The sequence below is a fragment of the Ancylobacter terrae genome (genome assembly GCF_045108345.1).
Lineage (GTDB): Bacteria > Pseudomonadota > Alphaproteobacteria > Rhizobiales > Xanthobacteraceae > Ancylobacter.
This window is the reverse complement of record NZ_JBJGXH010000001.1, coordinates 1,223,768-1,245,026: the sequence shown is the minus strand read 5'-3', so window position 1 is coordinate 1,245,026 and position 21,259 is coordinate 1,223,768. Positions and strand designations below refer to the sequence as shown.

At 67.7% G+C, this 21,259-nt stretch carries 18 protein-coding genes and 4 tRNA genes; 7 read left to right on the top strand and 15 right to left on the bottom strand.

All coding sequences use genetic code 11. From position 1 onward, the window contains the following. Positions 1 to 433: 433 nt before the first annotated feature. The 8 genes from rplA to ACEUEL_RS05885 form a co-directional block, all read right to left on the bottom strand. Positions 434 to 1,135 carry a 50S ribosomal protein L1 gene (gene rplA / locus ACEUEL_RS05920; protein WP_405703120.1) on the bottom strand — a complete coding sequence of 234 codons (702 nt, stop codon included), beginning with the start codon at positions 1,133 to 1,135 and terminating at the stop codon, positions 434 to 436. Positions 1,136 to 1,139: 4 nt separating this feature from the next. Continuing rightward, a complete protein-coding gene (rplK, locus tag ACEUEL_RS05915) occupies positions 1,140 to 1,586 on the bottom strand; it encodes a 50S ribosomal protein L11 (RefSeq protein ID WP_405703118.1) in 447 nt (148 codons plus the stop codon). A 132-nt stretch (positions 1,587 to 1,718) separates the two neighbouring features. Beyond that, a complete protein-coding gene (nusG, locus tag ACEUEL_RS05910) occupies positions 1,719 to 2,249 on the bottom strand; it encodes a transcription termination/antitermination protein NusG (RefSeq protein WP_405703116.1) in 531 nt (176 codons plus the stop codon). A gap of 5 nt (positions 2,250 to 2,254) precedes the next feature. Continuing rightward, positions 2,255 to 2,452, bottom strand: coding sequence for a preprotein translocase subunit SecE (secE, locus tag ACEUEL_RS05905; protein WP_405703115.1), 198 nt, complete (start codon positions 2,450 to 2,452; stop codon positions 2,255 to 2,257). Between the two features lie 160 nt (positions 2,453 to 2,612). Continuing rightward, positions 2,613 to 2,689, bottom strand: a tRNA-Trp gene (locus ACEUEL_RS05900). A 540-nt stretch (positions 2,690 to 3,229) separates the two neighbouring features. Next, complete coding sequence (gene tuf / locus ACEUEL_RS05895) at positions 3,230 to 4,420, bottom strand: elongation factor Tu (RefSeq protein ID WP_405703114.1); 1,191 nt, start codon at positions 4,418 to 4,420, stop codon at positions 3,230 to 3,232. A gap of 123 nt (positions 4,421 to 4,543) precedes the next feature. Next, positions 4,544 to 4,617, bottom strand: a tRNA-Gly gene (locus tag ACEUEL_RS05890). A 24-nt stretch (positions 4,618 to 4,641) separates the two neighbouring features. After that, positions 4,642 to 4,726 (bottom strand) — tRNA-Tyr (locus ACEUEL_RS05885). A 207-nt stretch (positions 4,727 to 4,933) separates the two neighbouring features. On the opposite strand from ACEUEL_RS05885, the gene ACEUEL_RS05880 reads away from it, so the two are divergent. After that, complete coding sequence (locus tag ACEUEL_RS05880; protein WP_405703113.1) at positions 4,934 to 5,788, top strand: TrmH family RNA methyltransferase; 855 nt, start codon at positions 4,934 to 4,936, stop codon at positions 5,786 to 5,788. A gap of 376 nt (positions 5,789 to 6,164) precedes the next feature. Continuing rightward, positions 6,165 to 7,796, top strand: coding sequence for an MFS transporter (locus tag ACEUEL_RS05875; RefSeq protein WP_405703111.1), 1,632 nt, complete (start codon positions 6,165 to 6,167; stop codon positions 7,794 to 7,796). 80 nt (positions 7,797 to 7,876) lie between these two features. Here the strand turns inward: ACEUEL_RS05875 and ACEUEL_RS05870 are convergent, their stop codons facing one another. After that, positions 7,877 to 8,218, bottom strand: coding sequence for a RidA family protein (locus ACEUEL_RS05870; RefSeq protein WP_405703109.1), 342 nt, complete (start codon positions 8,216 to 8,218; stop codon positions 7,877 to 7,879). Between the two features lie 136 nt (positions 8,219 to 8,354). On the opposite strand from ACEUEL_RS05870, the gene ACEUEL_RS05865 reads away from it, so the two are divergent. Further along, positions 8,355 to 8,429 (top strand) — tRNA-Thr (locus tag ACEUEL_RS05865). Between the two features lie 59 nt (positions 8,430 to 8,488). Here the strand turns inward: ACEUEL_RS05865 and ACEUEL_RS05860 are convergent. The 4 genes from ACEUEL_RS05860 to ACEUEL_RS05845 all read right to left on the bottom strand — a co-directional run bounded on the left by ACEUEL_RS05860 (position 8,489) and on the right by ACEUEL_RS05845 (position 12,873). Beyond that, positions 8,489 to 9,739 carry an FAD-dependent oxidoreductase gene (locus ACEUEL_RS05860; RefSeq protein ID WP_405703107.1) on the bottom strand — a complete coding sequence of 417 codons (1,251 nt, stop codon included), beginning with the start codon at positions 9,737 to 9,739 and terminating at the stop codon, positions 8,489 to 8,491. Positions 9,740 to 9,850: 111 nt separating this feature from the next. Then, on the bottom strand, positions 9,851 to 10,909 hold the full coding sequence (gene selD / locus ACEUEL_RS05855; protein WP_405703104.1) for a selenide, water dikinase SelD: 1,059 nt from the start codon (positions 10,907 to 10,909) through the stop codon (positions 9,851 to 9,853). A gap of 249 nt (positions 10,910 to 11,158) precedes the next feature. Next, a complete protein-coding gene (locus ACEUEL_RS05850; RefSeq protein ID WP_405703103.1) occupies positions 11,159 to 12,259 on the bottom strand; it encodes a transglutaminase-like domain-containing protein in 1,101 nt (366 codons plus the stop codon). Positions 12,260 to 12,282: 23 nt separating this feature from the next. After that, entirely contained in the window at positions 12,283 to 12,873 is a 591-nt protein-coding gene (locus ACEUEL_RS05845) for a TlpA disulfide reductase family protein (protein ID WP_405703100.1), read from the bottom strand. A gap of 224 nt (positions 12,874 to 13,097) precedes the next feature. Between ACEUEL_RS05845 and fdnG the strand changes: the two genes are divergently transcribed. Genes fdnG through ACEUEL_RS05830 form a run of 3 tightly spaced genes read left to right on the top strand, consistent with a single transcriptional unit; the run spans position 13,098 to position 17,892 of the window. Further along, positions 13,098 to 16,184 (top strand): formate dehydrogenase-N subunit alpha, encoded by a 3,087-nt coding sequence (gene fdnG, locus ACEUEL_RS05840; RefSeq protein WP_405703099.1) that lies wholly within the window; start codon positions 13,098 to 13,100, stop codon positions 16,182 to 16,184. Positions 16,185 to 16,195: 11 nt separating this feature from the next. Beyond that, positions 16,196 to 17,188 carry a formate dehydrogenase subunit beta gene (fdxH, locus tag ACEUEL_RS05835; RefSeq protein ID WP_405703098.1) on the top strand — a complete coding sequence of 331 codons (993 nt, stop codon included), beginning with the start codon at positions 16,196 to 16,198 and terminating at the stop codon, positions 17,186 to 17,188. Next, positions 17,185 to 17,892, top strand: a complete 708-nt coding sequence (locus ACEUEL_RS05830; RefSeq protein WP_405703097.1) for a formate dehydrogenase subunit gamma — start codon at positions 17,185 to 17,187, stop codon at positions 17,890 to 17,892. Before fdxH ends, ACEUEL_RS05830 begins: the two co-directional genes overlap by 4 nt. Positions 17,893 to 18,117: 225 nt before the next feature. Here the strand turns inward: ACEUEL_RS05830 and ACEUEL_RS05825 are convergent, their stop codons facing one another. Together ACEUEL_RS05825 and ACEUEL_RS05820 are read right to left on the bottom strand one after the other, a co-directional pair. Further along, complete coding sequence (locus ACEUEL_RS05825) at positions 18,118 to 19,260, bottom strand: DUF2336 domain-containing protein (protein WP_405703095.1); 1,143 nt, start codon at positions 19,258 to 19,260, stop codon at positions 18,118 to 18,120. Positions 19,261 to 19,462: 202 nt separating this feature from the next. After that, positions 19,463 to 20,521, bottom strand: coding sequence for a hypothetical protein (locus ACEUEL_RS05820; RefSeq protein WP_405703093.1), 1,059 nt, complete (start codon positions 20,519 to 20,521; stop codon positions 19,463 to 19,465). 125 nt (positions 20,522 to 20,646) lie between these two features. On the opposite strand from ACEUEL_RS05820, the gene ACEUEL_RS05815 reads away from it, so the two are divergent. Beyond that, entirely contained in the window at positions 20,647 to 21,258 is a 612-nt protein-coding gene (locus ACEUEL_RS05815) for a nitroreductase family protein (protein WP_405703092.1), read from the top strand. The last annotated feature ends 1 nt before the right edge of the window (position 21,259 follow it).

Here is a 21,259-nt window from a genome sequence, read left to right as displayed (position 1 = left end):
AGAACCCGCTCCGCCGGTTTGCGCCTTGCCGGCCGCCTTGCGACGGTCGGCGGTTGATATCCTGTCCCCTTGGGACCGAAACCGGCCAAGGCGCTGGTTCGAGCCGAAATCCAGGTGCGGCAAGCCGCGCAAGACTTTCGGTCGTACCCCGTCTATGCAGGCCCCGGAGCGGGATTAGGCCGACCCCGAACAGGGTGCGGCACCTGCAGTCTCGGACAGGACTTAGGCCGGCAGGGCGAACCCACCGGCCCCTTCGCCCGGGTTAGCGGGCGAAAGCTGTGAATGTCATCGGCTCCGTCCCGACATGCGTCGGAGCGAAACCGCCCATATAGAGGGTCAAATCGGGTTTGTCAGCCCCCGATAGCATCAAGGGCTTGACAATTCCACCCATGTGCGATCACGCCCCTGCGACCTTCCGATGCGGGAGCCGCAATCAGCCGGCGGTAAGAACGCTCGACGGCTCGACCTTCACGCCAGGGCCCATGGTCGAGGACACCGCGATGCGCTGCAGATACGTGCCCTTGGCGCCCGTCGGCTTGGCCTTGACCACCGCGTCGGTAAAGGCGCGGATGTTCTCGGCGAGCTTGTCGGCCGGGAACGACACCTTGCCGATACCCGCATGGATGATGCCGGCCTTCTCGACGCGGAACTCGACCGCGCCGCCCTTGGCCGCCGCCACCGCACCCTTCACGTCCATGGACACTGTGCCGACCTTGGGGTTCGGCATCAGGCCGCGCGGGCCGAGAACCTTACCGAGACGGCCGACCAGCGGCATCATGTCCGGCGTGGCGATGCAGCGATCGAACTCGATCGTGCCGCCCTGGACGATCTCGAACAGATCCTCCGCACCGACGATGTCGGCACCGGCCGCCTTGGCTTCATCGGCCTTGGCGCCGCGGGCGAACACCGCCACGCGCACCGTACGGCCCGAGCCGTTCGGCAGGTTGCACACGCCGCGGACCATCTGGTCGGCATGGCGCGGGTCGACGCCGAGATTGATCGCCACCTCGACGGTCTCGTCGAACTTGGCGGTGGCCCGATCCTTCACCAGGCCGAGCGCCTCGTCGAGGCCGTACAGCTTGGTGCGGTCGATGCCCTCGCGGGAAGAACGGACACGCTTTGCAATCTTCGCCATCGGATCAGCCCACCACCTCGAGGCCCATGGAACGGGCGGAACCCTCGATCATGCGCACCGCGGCATCCACGGTATCGCAGTTCAGATCCTTCATCTTCTTCTCGGCGATCTCGCGCATCTGAGCGTTCGAAATCTTGCCGATGAAGCCCTTGCCCGGGGTCTTGTGACCCGAGCCCGGCTTCTTCTTGGTCTCGAGACCCGCCGCCTTCTTGAGGAAGTAGGAGACCGGGGGGGTCTTGAGTTCGAAGGTGAAGGAACGATCCTGATACGCGGTGATCAGGACCGGGATGGGCATGCCCTTTTCCAGCTGCGAGGTCTGCGCGTTGAACGCCTTGCAGAACTCCATGATGTTCAGGCCGCGCTGGCCCAGCGCGGGGCCGATCGGCGGGGCCGGATTGGCGGAGCCTGCCGGCACCTGCAGTTTGACGTAACCGGTAATCTTCTTTGCCATGACCTACTCCCAGATATGCCGGCTACCTGCCGGCCGGGGTCCGTGGTTCGAAGCGCAGGCGCCTGGCAAGCGCCCTCTCCTCCCACGACAGTGACGGCCGGCATTGGATATCCGGCCGCTTCCTTGCAACGGTCAGGTCTTTTCGACCTGACCGAATTCCAGTTCGACCGGAGTGGCGCGGCCGAAGATCGACACCGCCACCTTGAGGCGCGAGCGCCCCTCGTCGACTTCCTCGACGATGCCGTTGAACGAGGCGAACGGCCCGTCCGCCACCTTCACCGTCTCGCCGATCTCGAAGCTGATGGTGGGCTTCGGCCGCTCGATGCCCTCCTGCACCTGCTGCAGGATCCGCATCGCCTCCGATTCGCCGATCGGCATCGGCTTGTTGTCGGCGCCAAGGAAGCCCGTCACCTTCGGCGTGTTCTTGATCAGATGGAACGCCTCGTCGGTGAGGTCCATCTTCACCAGCACATAGCCCGGGAAGAACTTCCGCTCGGTGTCGACCTTCCGCCCGCGGCGAACCTCGACGACCTTCTCGGTCGGCACCAGCACCTGCTCGAACAATTCGGCGAGACCGCGCTGGGCGGCCTGCTCCTTGATCGAATCGGCAACCTTCCGCTCGAAGTTCGAATAGGCGTGGACGATGTACCAGCGCTTCGTCATGCCGCTCACCGCCCGATCTGCAGGAGCTGCGCCACGGCGAAGCTCAGGATCTGGTCAGCGACCAGAAAGAAGATCGAAGCGATCACGACCATGACGAACACCATCGCCGTCGTGATGAGCGTCTCGCGACGGGTCGGCCAGGTCACCTTGCGCGTCTCCGCGCGGACCTGCTGCAGGAACTCCATCGGATTGGTCTTCGCCATGCTCGTCTCGAAACGCCCTATGGCGCGGGAGGGGACCCGCGCGCTTTCATCCCAAAATCGCTGCGGGCGTATACCCGCTGGGCGGCTCCACGTCAAAGCACGCCGCCGTCATTTTCAAAAAACCGCCATATGGCTGGAATTTCCTGCGTCGCCCGAGGGCTGGCAGGAGTGGAGGGACTCGAACCCCCAACCCCCGGTTTTGGAGACCGGTGCTCTAACCAGTTGAGCTACACTCCTGTGGCCCGCGAAGCAGGCGGCGCTCTTCCTAGTGATCCGGAGCGCCGATGTAAAGAGAGGGCGACACGGCTCGTGGCCCGTTCCACAGCGCCGGCACCGGTGCGTCCGGGGGGCTGGCCGTCCCGACTCGATCTGCAGTCTAGCCGCCGGCGTCGGTGGCGTTCGGCTTCGATGGTCGGCGCAATGCACAGTCGCGATTGCCGCCCGTACCCGGAGCATTCTCGAAGATGCAGCGCGTACTCGGCGGATCGCCGCAGACACGCCGGAGGTTGCGAAATCCGACGCACTTTCCATCGGGACCGCGATAGCCCGGCCCGCCGGCGCAGCCGCATCCCTCGCATCGCTCCCGCTCAGGACAGCCAGCAGCCGATGCGGGCTCGACGCTCGTGTGCAGGCAGCCCGAAAGAGCGGCAGCGAAAAGCGCGACCGGGATGAGCGCCCGTGACGCCCCAGCGATTCGCTCCCCCGAGCGTCGCCAATGACAAAGGGCGCCCGCAGGGGCGCCCTTTGCCGTCATTTTCGCGAGGAAGCCTCGATCGCTCACTCGATGATGGCGGCGACGACGCCGGCGCCGACGGTGCGACCGCCTTCACGGATGGCGAAGCGCAGCTTCTCTTCCATCGCGATCGGCACGATCAGCTGCACGTCCACCGAGATGTTGTCGCCCGGCATCACCATTTCCGTGCCTTCCGGCAGGGTCACCACGCCCGTCACGTCCGTCGTGCGGAAGTAGAACTGCGGGCGGTAGTTCGTGAAGAACGGCGTATGGCGGCCGCCCTCCTCCTTCGTCAGGATGTACGCCTCGGCCTTGAACTTCGTGTGCGGCTTCACCGAACCCGGCTTGCACACCACCTGGCCGCGCTCCACGTCCTCGCGCTTCGTGCCGCGCAGCAGGACGCCGACATTGTCGCCCGCCTGGCCCTGGTCCAGAAGCTTGCGGAACATCTCGACGCCGGTCACCGTCGTCTTCACCGTCGGGCGGATGCCCACGATCTCGACTTCCTCGCCGACCTTGATGATCCCGCGCTCGACGCGCCCCGTCACCACCGTGCCACGACCCGAGATCGAGAACACGTCTTCGATCGGCATCAGGAACGGCAGGTCAACCGGACGCTCCGGCTGCGGGATATACGCGTCCACCTGCGTCATCAGCTCGAGGATCGCGTCGTGACCCAGCACCGGGTCGCCGTTCTCCAGCGCCACCAGCGCCGAGCCGCGCACGATCGGGATGTCGTCGCCCGGGAAGTCGTACTTCGACAGCAGCTCGCGAACCTCGAGCTCGACCAGCTCCAGAAGCTCCGGATCGTCGACCATGTCGCACTTGTTCAGGAACACCACCAGAGCCGGAACGCCGACCTGGCGCGCCAGGAGGATGTGCTCGCGCGTCTGCGGCATCGGGCCGTCCGCCGCCGACACCACCAGGATCGCGCCGTCCATCTGCGCCGCGCCGGTGATCATGTTCTTCACATAGTCGGCATGGCCGGGGCAGTCGACATGCGCGTAGTGGCGGTTCTTCGTCTCGTACTCGACATGCGCCGTCGAGATCGTGATGCCGCGCGCCTTCTCTTCCGGCGCCTTGTCGATCTGGTCGTACGCCGTGAACGTCGCCCCGCCGGCTTCCGCCAGAACCTTCGTGATCGCCGCCGTCAGGGACGTCTTGCCATGGTCAACATGCCCAATCGTTCCAATGTTGCAGTGCGGCTTACTACGGTTGAACTTCTCTTTGGCCATAGCTCGTTTTTCCTTCTAGCGACATCGCGAGCCGCAAAAAATCGGGCGTGGGAATAGGCGGTTTCGCTGGTTTTCGCAAGAGCGCCCCCGGAGTCGGGACGCGGAACGCCGGACGAAAGATGCTGGAGCGGGTGAAGGGAATCGAACCCTCGTCATCAGCTTGGAAGGCTGTTGCTCTACCATTGAGCTACACCCGCCCTTCCGGCAGATCGGACGACGGGTGGTGGGGGAGGTAGGACTCGAACCTACGAAGGCGTAGCCAGCGGATTTACAGTCCGCCCCCTTTGCCGCTCGGGACACTCCCCCGCACACGCCGACCACGCTCCGGCACCGAGGCCGGTCGTAGATCGCTCGGAAAGCGGCGCGTCGCGCTGCGTTCCGGTGCGGGCGGCTTTATGGTGAGGTGCCCCTGCCCTGTCAACCCCGCATCCCGCCGCCGCAGTGGACGACCGATCCCGAGGCGAGCGCTGCCGGGAAATTGCAAAGGTCCGCGGGGCGTGACAAGAACCACGGATGACCGATCGAAACCGCCCCAGCGCCACCCACCCGAGCGGCAAGCGCTTTGCCGGAAAGCCGCAGCGGCATGGGCGTGCGCGCGCCGAAGGTGATGGCGAGCGCCCCTTCGGCCGGCCCTTCGGCACGCTGCCCGATGACGTCGCGATTCTCTACGGCTGGCACAGCGTCGCCGAGGCGGTGAAGAACCCTCGCCGTCGCCTTCGCCGGCTGCTCGCGACCGAGAACGCCGCCAGGCGATTCGCCGAGGAGGGCCTGACGCCGAGCCCCGCCCCCGAAATCGTCCGGCCGGGCGAGATCGATCGCCTGCTCGGCCCCGATGCGGTTCACCAGGGCCTGTATGCCGAAGCCGATCCGCTGCCGGCACCGACGCTCGCCGAGGCGGCGCAGCACGACCTGATCCTGATTCTCGATCAGATTACCGATCCCCACAATGTCGGGGCGATCGTGCGATCGGCAGCCGCCCTGGCGGTCGGCGCGATCGTCACGACCGCCCGCCACAGCCCCTCCGCCACCGGCGTGCTGGCCAAGAGCGCCAGCGGCGGCCTCGAGCACGTGCCGTTCTGCTTCGTGCCCAATCTCGCCCGGGCCATCGCCGAACTGAAGGAACGCGGCGTGCAGGTCGTCGGGCTCGACAGCGAAGGCCCCGCCGATCTTCTCGACACGCCGCTGCGGGCGCCGCTGGCGCTCGTGCTCGGTGCCGAAGGCAAAGGACTGCGCCAGCTCACCCGCCAGAGCTGCGATACGCTCGCGCGGATCGACCTGCCCGGCGCCATTGTCAGCCTCAATGTCTCGAACGCGGCCGTGCTGGCGCTGCACATGGCGCGTCGGGCGATCGGGCGCCCCGGCGCGTAAGCATCGACGCGCCGACGGGCCGCGCTTCGGCGCATGTACGACCAATGACCAATCGTCAAAAGACGTATGTTTCGCCAATCTCGGGATTGAGACGCATATCATAAGATGATTCATGCGCTCATCGACGACCGGATCGTGGAATCGGCGCGCCAAGACGGCGATACACGATCCTGGAGGATGCGAGCCCGAGCGACGGGTTACCCGAACGGGTCCCTGATCTCGACATAATCAAACCAGCCCGGCCTTGCGGCCGGCAGCAGCGCGTTTTTGCTCGCCCTTACGGGCGATTGCTTTGGCGCGCGCGCCTCTTGCCCCTAGGGAAGGAACGTCCATCATGAGCGAGATTGCGGCGGGGTCCCGCGCACCGGCGGCACCCATGACTCGCGAAGAGAGGAAGGTGATCGTCGCCTCCTCCGCGGGCACGGTATTCGAGTGGTACGACTTCTACCTCGCCGGCTCGCTGGCCGCGAATATTGCGCAGACCTTCGTGCCGGGCACGAACGACACCGCCAAGTTCATCTTCGTGCTGTTCGGCTTTGCCGCCGGCTTCGCCGTCCGCCCGTTCGGGGCGCTGTTCTTCGGCCGCCTCGGCGACCTGATCGGCCGTAAATACACCTTCCTCGTCACCATGACGCTGATGGGCATCGCCACCTTCGTAGTCGGCATCCTCCCGGGTTATGACACGATCGGCTACCTCGCCCCGGCCGCCTTCATCGTCTGCCGCCTCGCCCAGGGCCTTGCGCTCGGCGGCGAATATGGCGGCGCCGCCACCTATGTCGCCGAGCACGCCCCGCACGGACGGCGCGGCTTCTACACCTCGTGGATCCAGACGACCGCAACGGTCGGCCTCTTCCTCTCGCTGCTCGTCATCCTGTCGCTGCGTCTGTCGATGTCGCCGGAGGATTTCGCGGCGTGGGGCTGGCGCATCCCGTTCCTGCTCTCGATCATCCTGCTGGCCTTCTCCATCTGGATCCGGCTGTCGCTGAACGAATCCCCCGCCTTCCAGAAGATGAAGGCCGAGGGCACCCGCTCGAAGGCGCCGCTGACCGAGGCCTTCGGCCGCTGGGACAACGCCAAGATCGCCCTCATCGCCCTGTTCGGCGGCACCGCCGGCCAGGCCGTCGTCTGGTACACCGGCCAGTTCTACGCGCTGTTCTTCCTCACCCAGACGATGAAGGTGGACGGCACCACTGCCAACCTGCTGATCGCCTTCAGCCTCCTCATCGGGACACCGTTCTTCATCCTGTTCGGCTGGCTGTCGGACAAGATCGGCCGCAAGCCGATCCTTCTCGCCGGCTGCCTCATCGCCGCGGCGACCTATTTTCCGCTGTTCGAGAACATTGCCCGTACGGTGAACCCGCAACTGCTCGCGGCAACCGAGACGGTCAAGATCAACATCACCGCCGATCCCGCAACATGCGGCACGCTGTTCGATCCGGTCGGCGTGCGTGTGTTCACCCGGCCGTGCGACGTCTATCGCCGGACGCTCGCCACCAACTCGATGCACTATGATCTGACACCCGGCGCGGCTGGTTCTCCGCTGGCCGTCACGGTCAACGGCACGGCGGTGACGGTCCCCGACACCGACAAGCTCGGCGCGGCCATCGTCGCCGCGGCGCAGGGTGCCGGCTATCCGAAGGCGGGCGACCCCTCGATCCTCAAGCAGCCCACGGTCGGTGGCGTGCTGACCGACGGCCGGGCACTGACCGTCATCGGCCTGCTGTTCATCCTCGTCCTGTATGTGACCATGGTGTACGGGCCGATCGCCGCTCTGCTGGTCGAGCTCTTCCCGACCCGCATCCGCTACACCGGCATGTCGCTGCCCTATCACATCGGCAATGGCTGGTTTGGCGGCTTCCTGCCGCCGACCGCCTTCGCCATCGTTGCGGCAACCGGCAACATCTTCTCCGGCCTCTGGTACCCGATCATCGTCGCGCTGATGACCTTCGCGATCGGGCTTATCTTCCTGCCCGAGACCAAGAACCGCGATCTCGACAACTGGCACTGAGCCAGCGGAGATGGTCTGAAAATCGAAACGGCCCCGCAAGCGGGGCCGTTTCTACATCGGCAGCGTCGTTTCCGACGCGATCAGAGCGCCGCCACGACGACGATCTCGACCTTGTACTCCGGGGTCGCCAGCGATGCCTCGACGGTAGCGCGGGTCGGGGCATTGCCGGGCGCAACCCAGGCTTCCCATTCCTTGTTGAGCTCGGAAAAAGTCGACATATCCGCGAGGTAGATCATCGCCGAGAGAATCTTGGTCTTGTCGGAGCCAACCTCGGCCAGCAACGAGTCGATCTGCCCCAGCACGGCGCGGGTCTGCTCCGCCACGGTGGCGCCGGTGGCGATCTGGCCGGCGAGATAGACGGTCTGGCCGTGCACCACGATCTGGCTGAGGCGGGGGCCGGTCTTGATACGGCGAATGCTCATCATGTCCTCCTGGCGGCCGCACGATGAGGCGGCCTGCGCTGCGCCTTGTGCCGCGCGCACCGGCGATCCGCAAGCCACCGATGCTTTGTTGACGGGACTTGCCGCCTTCGCGCTGCGCTGTTAGGCCTCTCGCCGGGCCGGCTTAGCACAGCGGTAGTGCAGCGGTTTTGTAAACCGAAGGTCGGGGGTTCGATCCCCTCAGCCGGCACCAGATCGCCCACCCGGCATCCCGCCGCGATTGACCGCGCGAGGCTTCGGCGCGGGAGTATCTCAGCTCCGCCGCACGTGTTCAGGACGAAAGCCGAGCCCGATCAGGCGCCCGGCGAGATGGGCGAGAACCGGCCAGCGGGCGATCGTTTTCATGAAACCGGGCGGCCCGGATGACGGCGCGCCCTCCTGCTCGCGCCGCCGGCGGCCGCGGCGCATCATCAGTTGGAGACGCTGCGTCGCCCGGGTGGGGAAGGCGCGGCGGGCCTCCACGGCGGCGAGGTCGCGATCCGACAGGTTTCCGGATTTCAGAGGCCCAATCAACAGGTTGGCGGCGGCGACCGCGTCCTGGATGGCGAGGTTCACACCCACGCCGCCGATCGGCGACATCGCATGGGCCGCGTCGCCGAGGCAGATCAGCCCCGGCTTCCACCAGCGCGTAAGGCGGTCGATGCGCACGCTGAGCAGGCTGACATCGTCGAAGGAGCGTATCTCCTCGACCCGAGACGGCGGCAGCGGCGACACGGCTGCCACCGACGCCCGGAACGCCGCGATTCCCGCCTCCCGCACCTCGGCGAAGCTGCCCTTGCGCACGACATAGCCGCACTGCCAGTAGTCGCCGCGATCGATCATCACGAAGCCCTGCCGCGGGCCGGCATGGCCCATCGTGTAGGGCGGGTCATCGGGGGAGCGGGAGAGCTTCATCCAGACCACGTCGCTCGGCGCCCCGAAGGATCGCACCTCCAGCCCGGCCAGCGCCCGCACCGCCGAGTTCCGCCCGTCCGCGCCGACGACCAGCGGCGCCCGGATGTCGACCGCGCCGTCGCCCGTCATCGCGCGAAGGCCGGCGACGCGGCCGCCCTCCTCGATCAGCGAGGTCACCTCGGCACGCATCAGCAGGCGGAAATTCCCGTGCGATTTCGCGTGCTTCGCCAGGAAATCGAGAAAGTCCCACTGCGGCATGAAGGCGATGAAACGGCAGCGCGTCGGCAGGCGGGAGAAGTCGGCGAGCGTCACGTCGCGCCCACCGATCTCGGCGTGCAGGGTCGGTGCGCGGGTGTGCGGCAGCGCCAGCAGATCGTCGAGCAGGCCGATCTCGTGCATCACCTCCAGCGTCGAGGGATGGATGGTGTCACCCCTGAAATCCCTCAGGAAATCGCCGTGCTTCTCGATGACGGTGACATCGATGCCGGCCCGCGCCAGCAGCAGGCCGAGCATCAGCCCGGCCGGCCCCGCCCCGACGATGGCGCAGCCGGTGACGATGGGCGCCAGCGGTGCCGCGGCGGCGGGCTCATTCACATAAACATCTGCCACGGCACATGAATTCCCTGACGGCGGCATCCCGGGAGCGGGCGTCTCCCTATGTGGAGGATCGCACCGCTGCTGCCAAGCCCGGCCGCCGCCGGGGCCTTACGGACGCCCGCCTCAGCCGATCACTTTCACACGCGGGGCACCCTCGGTGACACGGCCGACGATCCGCGCCGAGGGGAATCCCGCCGCGAGGATTCCCTGCCGGATCCGCTCGGCCTCCCCCACCGCGCAGGAGACCAGCAGCCCGCCGGAGGTCTGCGGGTCGGTCAGCAGGTGGCGCTGCCATTCGGACAATCCCTCCGGCAGATCAATGGCTTCGCCATAGCTCGCCCAGTTGCGGTGGGAGGCGCCGGTGATGAAACCGCGCTGCGCCAGCGCCGCCGCCTCGGCCAACAGTGGCAGCGCACCGGCCTCGATCGCGATGCCGGCGCCGGAGCCACGGGCGACCTCCAGCGCGTGGCCGAGAATGCCGAAGCCGGTGACGTCGGTCATGGCGTGGACGGCGCCCTCGCGGGCGAGGTCGGCGCCCACCCGGTTCAGCTTGGTCATCGATCCGACCATCTCGGCATAGGCGCTCCCGCCCAGCTCGCCTTTCTTGAAGGCGGCCGAATAGATGCCTACTCCCAAGGGCTTGGTGAGGATGAGCGCATCGCCCGGGCGGGCGTCGGCGTTGCGGCGGACCTCGCTGTTGCGGCAGGTGCCGATCACCGCCAGGCCGTAGACCGGCTCCGGGCAATCGATCGAATGGCCGCCGGCCACCGGGATCCCCGCTTCCGCGCAAGTCGCTGCGCCGCCACGCAGAATCTCCCGCACCATGGAGGTCTCGATCTTGCCGAGCGGCATGCCGAGAATGGCCAGCGCCAGGATTGGCCGGCCGCCCATCGCATAGACGTCGGAGATCGCGTTGGTGGCCGCGATGCGCCCGAACACGTGGGGATCGTCGACCATCGGCATGAAGAAATCCGTGGTTGCGATCAAGCAGTTATCGTCGTCGAGCTGCCACACGGCGGCGTCGTCCGCGCTCTCGTTGCCGACCAGCAATCGGGCGAACGGACCTGCCGCCGGCTGCTCGGCGAGGAGTTCGCGCAGCACGCCGGGCGAGAGCTTGCAGCCGCAGCCGCCGCCATGGGCGAGGCTGGTGAGGCGGAACGGGGCGGTCTCGGCGAGGGCCATGGCGGATCTCCGAACGGTACTTAAAAACCGTCACGCGACCGGCCCGGCGGTACGATCCGCGTGACCAGTCAGTGCAGTGAGGTGGACGATGGGTGCGAAAACCGGACGATCGGTGCGATCCGTCCGATCGGACGGATCACCGCCGGCCCCGCCGCCGAAGCGACCGGACCGGCGGCGCCCACCCGTCCCTGCGCCACCCGGTTCATCCGCGGAAAGCCGCGTTTATCCGCAGCTTTCCGGCGGATGAATTCAGGCGGAAAGTTCCGCCGCCTTGATCGTGTATTTGAAGGTGTCGGGGTCGAGGCAATCGAGCCGCGCGCCGGATACCTCCGCCTGCGGGTACATCAGGAAGCCGAGCTTCGGCCCGTTCGATCCCGGCAGGGCGATGTCGTGGCCGTCGTTGTAGGCGAGCCAGTTGCCCTCCCACGCGCCGAACAGCGCCTTGCGCGCCGCCACCACCTTGGGGTCATCGACAGCGTTCTTCCCCGGCGGCTCCTCCAACACGACCTTGCGCACGTCGGCGGGGTCGGTCGCCACCCAGCCATAGCCTTCGAGCCACACCTCGGAACGGCAGTGCTGGGCCTTGCTCACAACGTCCGAATTGGCGCCGAGGCTCTTGTAGCCGAACTTCGAGGGCGCGACGCGCAGGCCGTAGATGTCGCGGGCCGGGATGCCGGCGGCGCGCACCAGGCCGACATAGAGCGCGTTGAGGTCGGCGCACTTGCCGCCGAGATTGCCGCTCTGCAGCAGCGAGGCGACATCGCCCGTGCCGCAGCCGCGGGTGGCGGCGTTGCGATAGGTGTTGTCGACCACCCATTCATAGATAGCGCGCGCCTTCTCGACATCGGTGGTCTTGCCGGCGGTGATCTTGTCGGAGGTCGCCTTGACGATGCCGTCGACCGGGATGAGGTCGGTGGCGGCGAGGAACAGCGCGCGGTCCTCGGCGCTCAGCGCGGCCGGCGTGCCGGGCTTGGCGAAGTCGGTCGCCCGGTCGCGGGTGGCGAATTTCGAGGTGATGGCGACGGTCGGCGCCGGCTCGCCGGCCTTCCAGCCGAGCTTCAGGAACTCGGCGCCGTAATGGGGATCGCGCACGATCTCGGCGCTCGCGGCATTGGTGGTCCAGGTGCTGCCGGCCGGCTTGAACCAGTCGTCGGCGGCAAAAGCCGGCAGCGGCACCCAGGCCTGTGAGGCACCCTCCGAGGGCTTCAGATCCAGCGTGGTGACGACCTGGAAATTGCGCCAGTTGCCCGGCGCGGGGGCGAAGGTGGCCTCCGCGAAGGCGGCGCGCGGCAGGCTGGCGGCGGCCGCGAGGGCGGCGCCCGATTGCAGCAGGTGGCGGCGTGTGAGCATGCGCGTTCTCCCTCTTTATGGTTCTAATCGGCTCGGGCGGGCACCGGGCCGGCCAGCGTGGCCAGGGTCCGGCGGACATCGGGGGAATCCCAGTCGAGGTCGGCCTCGACGATCAGGCGCGGAATGAGATCGGCGTCGAGCACCACCGTGCTCGGCAGCGCGACGATGCCCCAGGCCCTCGTCGCCGCGCGGTCGCGGTCCATCAGGATCGGGAAGGGCAGCGGCTCCGCCTCGAAGAAGCGGGCGACGCGGGCATCGACCTCGCCGACATCGACGGCGAGGATAGCGAGGCCCGGCACGGGCGGATCGGCGGCGAGCCGGCGCAGCGAGGCCATCTCGGCACGGCAGGGCTCGCACCAGGTCGCAAAGAAATGCACGAGGACGACGCTGCCGCGCGCGCCGGCGAGGTCTGTGCGCCCTCCCCCGAGGCGGTCGAGCGCCAGCGCCGGGGCCGGCCCGCGCGTCCAGGGGCGCAACTGCGGCGCGAATTCTTCCGCAGCGGCAGCGGGCGCGCCGAGACACGCCCCGGCGCCGGCCGCGCCGAGAAGCGCGGCGACCGGGAGAGCGAGTCGAAGGGAACGGCCCCGCCACGCGGGAGCGGTGATGTGAAGCACGATCGGATTTGACGTCAGGTGATCGGCCTCGTCAATCGATCCCGCGATCCGCACACGAAATGGTGTCCGATACGCACGGCACGCGTGCGGTGCAGCAGAAAATACCGATGCAAATCAAGGGGTTTCGACGGGCGAGGTGCGCCCCTCAGGTTTGACATTGGAGCAACTCAAAAATACGCTGACCTTCCGATATCCCTGAGACGATCTTTCGGGAGGAGCGTCGAATGAACATGGAGCTCTCGCGTCGCGCATTTTTGCGCACGGCGGGGGCGGGTGTGGCGGGCACGTCGCTGAGCGCGATGGGCTTCGGCGAGGCGGAGGCAATGGTCGCCTCCCATATCAAGCCCTTCCGGCTGGTGAACACCACCGAAGCGCGCAACACCTGCACCTATTGCTCGGTCGCCTGCGGCATCATCATCTATTCCAAGGGCGACCTCCGGAAGGGCGAGAAGGCCGACATCGTCCATATCGAGGGCGACACCGACCACCCGACCAACCGCGGCACGCTCTGCCCGAAGGGCGCGGCGCTGCTCTCGATCGTCAAGTCGGAGACCCGGCTCAAGGAGCCGATGATCCGCAAGGCCGGCTCCGACAAGTTCGAGCCGATCGCGTGGGATGCGGCGCTCGACAAGATCGCCCGCGCCATGAAGGACGACCGCGACGCCAACTTCATCGCCACCAACAAGGACGGCGTAACGGTCAACCGCTGGCTCACCACCGGCTTCCTCGCCGCCTCGGCGACGACCAACGAAACCGCCTGGTGCACCTACAAGGTGGTGCGCTCCACGGGGATGCTGGCATTCGACAACCAGGCACGCGTCTGACACGGCCCGACGGTGGCGAGTCTCGCCCCAACATTTGGCCGTGGCGCTATGACCAACGCCTGGACCGACATCAAGAATACCGACCTCGTCGTGATCATGGGCGGCAATGCCGCTGAAGCGCACCCGTGCGGCTTCAAATGGGTCACCGAGGCGAAGGCCAATCGCGGCGCCAAGCTGATCGTCGTCGACCCGCGCTTCAACCGCTCGGCGTCGGTGGCGGACTATTACGCGCCGATCCGGCAGGGCTCCGACATCGCCTTCCTGATGGGGATCATCAACTACTGCATCCAGAACGACAAGGTGCAGTGGGCCTACACCAAGGCCTTCACCAACGCCTCCTTCGTCGTGAAGGAAGGCTTCGCCTACCAGGACGGCCTGTTCACCGGCTATGACGAGGAAAAGCGCGACTACAACCGCGACAGCTGGGAATACGAGATCGGGCCGGACGGCTATGCGGTGGTCGACGAGACGCTGCAGAATCCGCGCTGCGTCTGGAACCTCCTGAAGCAGCACGTCGCGATCTACACGCCCGAAATGGTCGAGCGCATCTGCGGCACGCCGAAGGACAAGTTCCTGAAGATCGCCCAGATGATCGGCGAGTGCTCCTCGCCGACCAAGACCATGACCAGCATGTACGCGCTCGGCTGGACCCAGCACTCGAAGGGCTCGCAGAACATCCGCGGCATGGCGATGCTCCAGCTTATCCTGGGCAATATCGGCGTGCGCGGCGGCGGCATGAACGCGCTGCGCGGCCACTCCAACATCCAGGGGCTGACCGACCTCGGGCTGATGAGCAACCTCATCCCGGGCTATCTCAACATCCCCGTCGACCGCGAGGCCGACTTCGCCACCTACATGTCGACGCGCGCCTTCAAGCCGCTGCGGCCCAACCAGATGAGCTACTGGCAGAACTACAAGAAGTTCTTCGTCAGTTTCCAGAAGGCGATGTGGGGCGCGGCGGCCACCGCGGAGAACGACTGGGCCTACAGCTACCTGCCCAAGCTCGACGTGCCGGGCTACGACATCCTGCGCGCCTTCGAGCTGATGAAGCAGGGCAAGATGAACCTCTATTTCTGCCAGGGGTTCAATCCGCTGCAGGCCTTCCCGAACAAGGCCAAGCTCGCCGACGCCCTCGCCAAGCTCAAGCTGCTCGTGATCATGGACCCGCTCCAGACCGAGACCGCCCGCTTCTGGGAGGACCACGGCGTCTACAACAAGGCCGACCCGTCGAAGATCCAGACGGAAGTCATCCAGCTGCCCTCCACCTGCTTCGCGGAGGACGAGGGCTCGCTGGTCAATTCCGGGCGCTGGCTGCAATGGCACTGGCCGGGCGGCACGCCTCCCGGCGAGGCCAAGCACGACACCTGGATCATGGCGCAGATCCACACCCGGCTGAAGGAGCTCTACAAGAAGGAGGGCGGCGCCTTCCCCGACCCGATCGTCAACCTCAACTGGGCCTACAAGGACCCGGGCGAGCCCTCGCCGGAGGAACTGGCGCGGGAGATGAACGGCTCGGTGCTCACCGACGTGTTCGATCCCACCGACCCGACCAAGAAGATCCTCGAGGCGGGCAAGCAGCTCTCCGGCTTCGGTCAGCTGCGCGACGACGGCACCACCGCCGGCGGCTGCTGGATCTTTTCCGGCTGCTGGACCGAGGCGGGCAACATGATGGCGCGCCGGGACAATTCCGACCCCGACAACACCGGCACCTTCCTGAAATGGTCGTTCGCCTGGCCGGCGAACCGGCGCATCCTCTACAACCGCGCCTCCTGCGACCTCGACGGCAAGCCGTGGGATCCCTCGCGCAAGCTGATCGAGTGGGACGGCTCGAAATGGACCGGCTACGACGTGCCGGACATCGCGGTCACGGCGAAGCCTCGGGACGTCGGCCCCTTCATCATGAATCCGGAGGGGTCCTCGCGCCTCTTCGTGCGCAAGATGATGCGGGACGGGCCGTTCCCGGTGCATTACGAGCCGTTCGAGAGCCCGGTCGCCAACGTGATCGCGCCCAAGGTGCGCGGCAACCCGGTGGCGCGCGTGTTCAAGGACGACTTCGCGCAGTTCGCCGACATCGGCGATCCCGCCTTCCCCTACGCGGCGACCTCCTATCGCCTCACCGAGCACTTCCACTACTGGACCAAGAACAACCACGTGAACGCGGTCCTGCAGCCCGAGCTCTTCGTCGAGCTCTCGGAAGAGCTGGCGAAGGAGAAGGGCATCACGCTCGGCGGCTGGGTGCGGGTGTGGTCGAAGCGCGGCGAGATCTTTGCGAAAGCGGTGGTCACCAAGCGCATCCGGCCGATGACCATCGACGGCAAGACCGTCCACATCGTCGGCGTGCCCATCCACTGGGGCTTCGTCGGCGCCGCGCGCAAAGGGTTCGGCGCCAATGTGCTGACCCCCTTCGTCGGCGACGCCAATATCGAGACGCCGGAGTTCAAGGCGTTCATGGTCAATATCGAGCCCTCGACCGGGCCGGTGGCATAGGAGGCGGCGCGATGTTCCCCCCCATCCCGAACGCCTCCGTCGCCCCCGACGCGGCCAAGGCCCGCTTCGGCGAGGCCGACATCATGCGCCGCTCGGCGTCGACGGTGACCCCGCCGGCGCAGCGCCTCACCGAAGTCGCCAAGCTGATCGATGTCACCAAGTGCATCGGCTGCAAGGCGTGCCAGGCGGCCTGCCTCGAGTGGAACCAGCTCGAGCAGGAGATCGGCTTTAACCACGGGATCTACGACAATCCCATGGACCTGACGCCGGACACCTTCACCCTGATGCGCTTCACCGAATGGGTGAACCCGGAGACCGACAACCTCGAATGGCTGATCCGCAAGGACGGCTGCATGCACTGCGAGGATCCGGGCTGCCTGAAGGCCTGCCCCTCGCCGGGCGCGATCGTGCAGTACTCGAACGGCATCGTCGATTTCCAGCACGAGAACTGCATCGGCTGCGGCTATTGCATCAAGGGCTGCCCCTTCAACATCCCGCGCATCTCCAAGGTGGATCACACCGCCTACAAGTGCACGCTCTGCTCCGACCGCGTCGCGGTCGGCCAGGGCCCGGCCTGCCAGAAGGCGTGCCCGACCCAGGCGATCGTGTTCGGCACCAAGGAGGAGATGAAGGGCTGGGCGGATTTCCGCATCAAGGACCTGAAGTCGCGCGGCTTCGAGAATGCCGGCCTCTATGATCCGCCGGGGGTGGGCGGCACGCATGTGATGTATGTGCTGCACCATGCCGACAAGCCCTCGATCTATGCCGGCCTGCCGGACAATCCGCGCATCTCGCCGATCGTCGAGGCGTGGAAGGGCGTGACGAAGTATGCCGGCCTCGCCGCCATGGGCCTCGCCGCGGCGGCGGGCTTCCTGCACTACGTCATCTCCGGCCCCAACAAGGTGACCGAGGAAGACGAGGCCAACGCCGAGAAGCTGGCCGATGGCAAGGCGCCCGGCGCTCCCCCGCCCGGCGTCCCGGCCAGCGACGGGAGGCGGGCATGAGCGATCTCGCTTCCCGCCCCGACGACGTCGAGACCGGCGACGGCGTGCATCCGGGCAAGCCGGTGATCGTCGACCGCTACACGGTGGGCGCGCGCATCAACCACTGGATCACGGCGACCAGCCTGATCCTGCTGGCGCTCTCCGGCCTCGCGCTGTTCACGCCGGCGCTGTTCTTCCTCACCGGCCTGTTCGGCGGCGGGCAGATGACGCGCACGCTGCATCCCTGGATCGGCGTGGTGCTGTTCTTCTCCTTCGCCGGCCTGTTCATCCGCTTCTGGCGGGCGAACCTGCCCAAGGCCGAGGACGGCACCTGGCTCGCCCGCATCAACGACGTGCTGGCCGGCCGCGAGGAGCGCCTGCCCGAGATCGGCAAGTACAATGCCGGCCAGAAATTCGTGTTCTGGGGCATGTCGACGCTGATCATCGTGCTGATCGCCAGCGGCATCGTGATGTGGGACCAGTACTTCTACGAGTACACCTCGATCCCGCAGAAGCGCGTCGCCATCCTCGTCCACGCGCTCGCGGCGGTGGCGATCATCTGCGTGTGGATCATCCACGTCTACGCGGCGATCTGGGTGAAGGGCACCATCGGCGCCATGACCAGGGGCCAGGTCACCGGCGGCTGGGCCTGGCGCCACCACCGCAAATGGCTGCGTGAGCTGGTGGCGAAGCCGGGGAGCAAGACCGGCACGCCGGCGGAGTGAGCCGAGGCGCCGATGTAAGGCGCGGCGCAGGTGCCGTGCGACTGCGGTGGCGGCAAGGCACCGTTCCCCGGACAAGCGGCGCGAAGCGCGGCGCCGATCCGGGGCCCAGGAGAAAGACCGCCGAAGGCGCTTCAAAATGTGTTCGGCGGCTTCGCCGTTTCTCCCCTGGATCCCGGATCGGCGCTCCGCCTGCGGCTCCGCTGGTCCGGGACACGGCAATCGTCGTCACGCCGCCAGTTCGGCGCCCAGCAGGCGGGCTTCCTCGCGGGCGGCTTCCATCTGCCAGCGGCGCAGCACGGTGAGCAGCTGGTCGAGTTCCTCGCCCGAGCGGCCGGCGCGGTAGCGTTCCATCACCCGCTCGACGATGCGGCGTTTCAGGCCGGAATGCACCGGCCCCTCCTCGTCGACATAATTCGCCTCCAGCACCACCTCGAGCGCGGCGCGGAAGGCGGTGTAGGCGCCGCGCGGCATGCCGGCCTTGTCGTAGAGGGCGCGGAAGGCGGTGCCGGTGCGATCGGCGGCGAGCGCGGCGACCTTCGGCGCCGGCAGGCCGGAGAGCAGCGAGATCGCCTCGAAGAACAGCCGCACATGGCCCGACAGCAGCGAGCGCAGCACCAGCCCGGCGGTGAGCTGGCCATTGGCGCGCAGATGCTCGACCAGCGCGCGGATATCGCCCGAGGCACGGTCCTCGGCCAGCGTGACGGTCGCCTTCTCGCAGGCCTCGCGGGTCATGCGCGCCGCCTGTTCCGGCGGCAGCCACTGGCGCTGCACGACGAAGGCGGAGAGCACGTCGGCGACCGAGCGGATCAGCGCCTGATGCGCCTCCGCCGGCAGGTCCGCCCGCGCCAGCAGCGCCTCGCGCACCGCCGGCAGATGGCCGAAGCGGGCGACGATGCGGCCGAGCGCGAAGCCGGGAATGTCGGCGCCGTCATTCTCGATGAGGGTCAGGCAGGCGCTGGCGCAGCCGACCTCGGCGATGGCGGCGGAAATCGGCGCGGACACGCTGGCGCGCAGCGCCACTGCCTCCTGCCGGCGCTCGTCGCCCTCGCCGATCACCTCGACCAGTTCGCCGTCGCTCAGCACCGGCGAGCGGGCCAGCACGATCTCGGCGATGTCGATCTGGTCGCCGGCCAGCGCGAGGATGATGCCGGCCGGCGCCTCGCGATGGCTGCCGAGCGACTCGGCCAGCGCGGTGCGCACCAGCGGCGAGGGATCGTCGAGCAGCAGCAGCAGCGCCGCTTCCGCCTCGCGCCGGTCCTCCCGCGACAGCTCCGAATAGAGATAGGCGCGGGCGAGCGCGCCGCTGGCATCGGCCCGTTCGCCGGCCTGCGCGGTCTTCACCCAGCGAAGGAACTGCCGCACGATCATGATACCGCCCGCCCTTGATGCGAATGCGGCAAGGATGCGCCCGGCCTGCTTAAGAAAGGGTTGCGATTAAGGATGCGTTGACCATAAGGGAGCACCGGCGGAGGCGACCCGGGGCGCGGCGGGCAACCGGATTCAACCTCTCAGCAATACCACACAACCCCTTGATCCGGCGGGGATATGCGACACCGACCCGCCGCCCCGCCTACTGCGCCGCGACGTCGATCACGACGTCCTTGCCGGTCTCGACCGAGAACTCCTTGGTGTACACTTTGCCGTCATGCCGGGCGATGCCGACATAGTCGCCTTCCGCCAGCACGAAGACCGGCTGCGCGCCCACCGATTCCTTGATGGTGTCGCCGCCCGGGGTGAGCACCGACCACTGCGTCTCCGACGGCGCGCCCGGCTGGCTGCCCTGCACCAGCCGCAGCGTCACTTCCGCCGCGCGGTGGTGGATCATCGCCTCGGTGAGCTTGCCGGGCTGGATCGAGACGTCCGCCTGGATCACCGCATTGCCGTCGCCATAGGTGGAGACGACGTAGTAGCTGCCGGCCGGCAGGATGATGATGTCGCCCGAATTCACGCCCCGGTAATAGGGCCGGCTCGAGGTCTTGCCCTGCAGGAAGCTGCCCTCGAACAGGTCGAAGCTCACCTTGGGGCCGGGGATCACCACGTCGTTGACGTCGCTCTGCAGCTTGATGGCACCGGCCGGGAGGTCGAACTGCTCGCGGCGCGAATTGCCGCCCACCACGATCTTGCGGGCGGCGCTGGCGAGCCCGTAGGAGACATGGACGACATAGCCGCCCGGGGAGAGGAAGAACACCGGCGCCGGCTCCACCGCCTCACCCACCAGCGGATAGGCGCCCGAGGCTTCCGGCGTGTCGGCGAAGACGCGCCAGACCAGGCCGCGCGGGATCAGCCCGCCCTTCTCGCCATAGCGCGCGCTCATGCCGATGGAGGCCTTGCCGCTCGGCGGCTGCGGCAGCAGGGCGTGCGGATCGCGCCCCCCCGCCCCCGGATCGGGACCGCCCGGCGCCGGCTGCGGCGCGAGGCCACCGGCCGCCGGGGGAATGACGCCCCCGCCCGGCAGGCCCGGCGTGCCGGTGAACGGCATCAGCTGGGCGATGCGCACATCCGCCGCCGGCGCGGACGCCGCGTCGGGCGTCACCGCAGCCGCGGGAAGGGCCGGGCCGAGGGCGATGAGCGCGGCGAGCAGCAGCCGGAATCGGCAGGCAGCGGCGAAGCGGAGGAAAGCGGACCACATGGGCGCAAATCCGTGCCCGCAAACCGGGGCAAATTCAAGTCCGTGCGTTCCCGCTCCCATGCCGCGGCGAGGCTTTGAGCAGGTGGCGCCGATGTGCTACCGCGGGACCGACAAGGATGGCCCCCATGACCACGCAGACGCCGACCCCGCCCACGCCGATCACCTACGCCCCCACCCCGGACGCCCTCGACCTGCTCAAGTCCCGCAAGAGCCCGAAGATCCTCGACATCGGCGCGCCCGGCCCCTCCCCGGCGGAGATCGAGACGCTGCTGGCCATCGCCTCGCGCGTGCCCGACCACGGCAAGCTGGCGCCCTGGCGCTTCATCGTGTTCGAGGGCGAGGGGCGCGTGCGGGCCGGCGAGGCCATCGCCGCCGTGTTCGCGCAGGACAACCCGGATGCCGATGCCGACCGCCTTGCCATCGAGCGCACGCGCCTTTCCCGCGCGCCGCTGGTCATCGCGGTGGTCTCGAAGGCCGGCACCCATGTTAAGATCCCGGAATGGGAACAGCTGATGTCGGGCGCCGCCGCCTGCACGCTGCTCGTGCTCGCCGCCCACGCGCTCGGCTACGGCGCGACCTGGCTGACCGAATGGTACGCCTATGACGCGCGCACCCGCGCCGCGCTCGGCCTTTCCGAGAACGAGCGCCTCGTCGGCTTCGTCCACATCGGCACGCCGGCGCGCCCGCAGGAAGACCGGCCGCGCCCCGCCCTCGCCGACATCGTCACGCGGTTCTGAG

Bases quoted from the DNA above. Each gene is read 5' to 3' on its own strand.
- secE (WP_405703115.1), bottom strand. From the start codon at position 2,452: ATGGCGAAGACCAATCCGATGGAGTTCCTGCAGCAGGTCCGCGCGGAG.
- rplK (WP_405703118.1), bottom strand. From the start codon at position 1,586: ATGGCAAAGAAGATTACCGGTTACGTCAAACTGCAGGTGCCGGCAGGC.
- rplA (WP_405703120.1), bottom strand. From the start codon at position 1,135: ATGGCGAAGATTGCAAAGCGTGTCCGTTCTTCCCGCGAGGGCATCGAC.
- ACEUEL_RS05825 (WP_405703095.1), bottom strand. From the start codon at position 19,260: ATGATCGTGCGGCAGTTCCTTCGCTGGGTGAAGACCGCGCAGGCCGGC.
- ACEUEL_RS05875 (WP_405703111.1), top strand. From the start codon at position 6,165: ATGACTCGCGAAGAGAGGAAGGTGATCGTCGCCTCCTCCGCGGGCACG.
- ACEUEL_RS05830 (WP_405703097.1), top strand. From the start codon at position 17,185: ATGAGCGATCTCGCTTCCCGCCCCGACGACGTCGAGACCGGCGACGGC.
- tuf (WP_405703114.1), bottom strand. From the start codon at position 4,420: ATGGCCAAAGAGAAGTTCAACCGTAGTAAGCCGCACTGCAACATTGGA.
- fdxH (WP_405703098.1), top strand. From the start codon at position 16,196: ATGTTCCCCCCCATCCCGAACGCCTCCGTCGCCCCCGACGCGGCCAAG.
- ACEUEL_RS05820 (WP_405703093.1), bottom strand. From the start codon at position 20,521: ATGTGGTCCGCTTTCCTCCGCTTCGCCGCTGCCTGCCGATTCCGGCTG.
- ACEUEL_RS05850 (WP_405703103.1), bottom strand. From the start codon at position 12,259: ATGCTCACACGCCGCCACCTGCTGCAATCGGGCGCCGCCCTCGCGGCC.
- ACEUEL_RS05870 (WP_405703109.1), bottom strand. From the start codon at position 8,218: ATGAGCATTCGCCGTATCAAGACCGGCCCCCGCCTCAGCCAGATCGTG.
- ACEUEL_RS05815 (WP_405703092.1), top strand. From the start codon at position 20,647: ATGACCACGCAGACGCCGACCCCGCCCACGCCGATCACCTACGCCCCC.
- selD (WP_405703104.1), bottom strand. From the start codon at position 10,909: ATGGCCCTCGCCGAGACCGCCCCGTTCCGCCTCACCAGCCTCGCCCAT.
- ACEUEL_RS05880 (WP_405703113.1), top strand. From the start codon at position 4,934: ATGACCGATCGAAACCGCCCCAGCGCCACCCACCCGAGCGGCAAGCGC.
- nusG (WP_405703116.1), bottom strand. From the start codon at position 2,249: ATGACGAAGCGCTGGTACATCGTCCACGCCTATTCGAACTTCGAGCGG.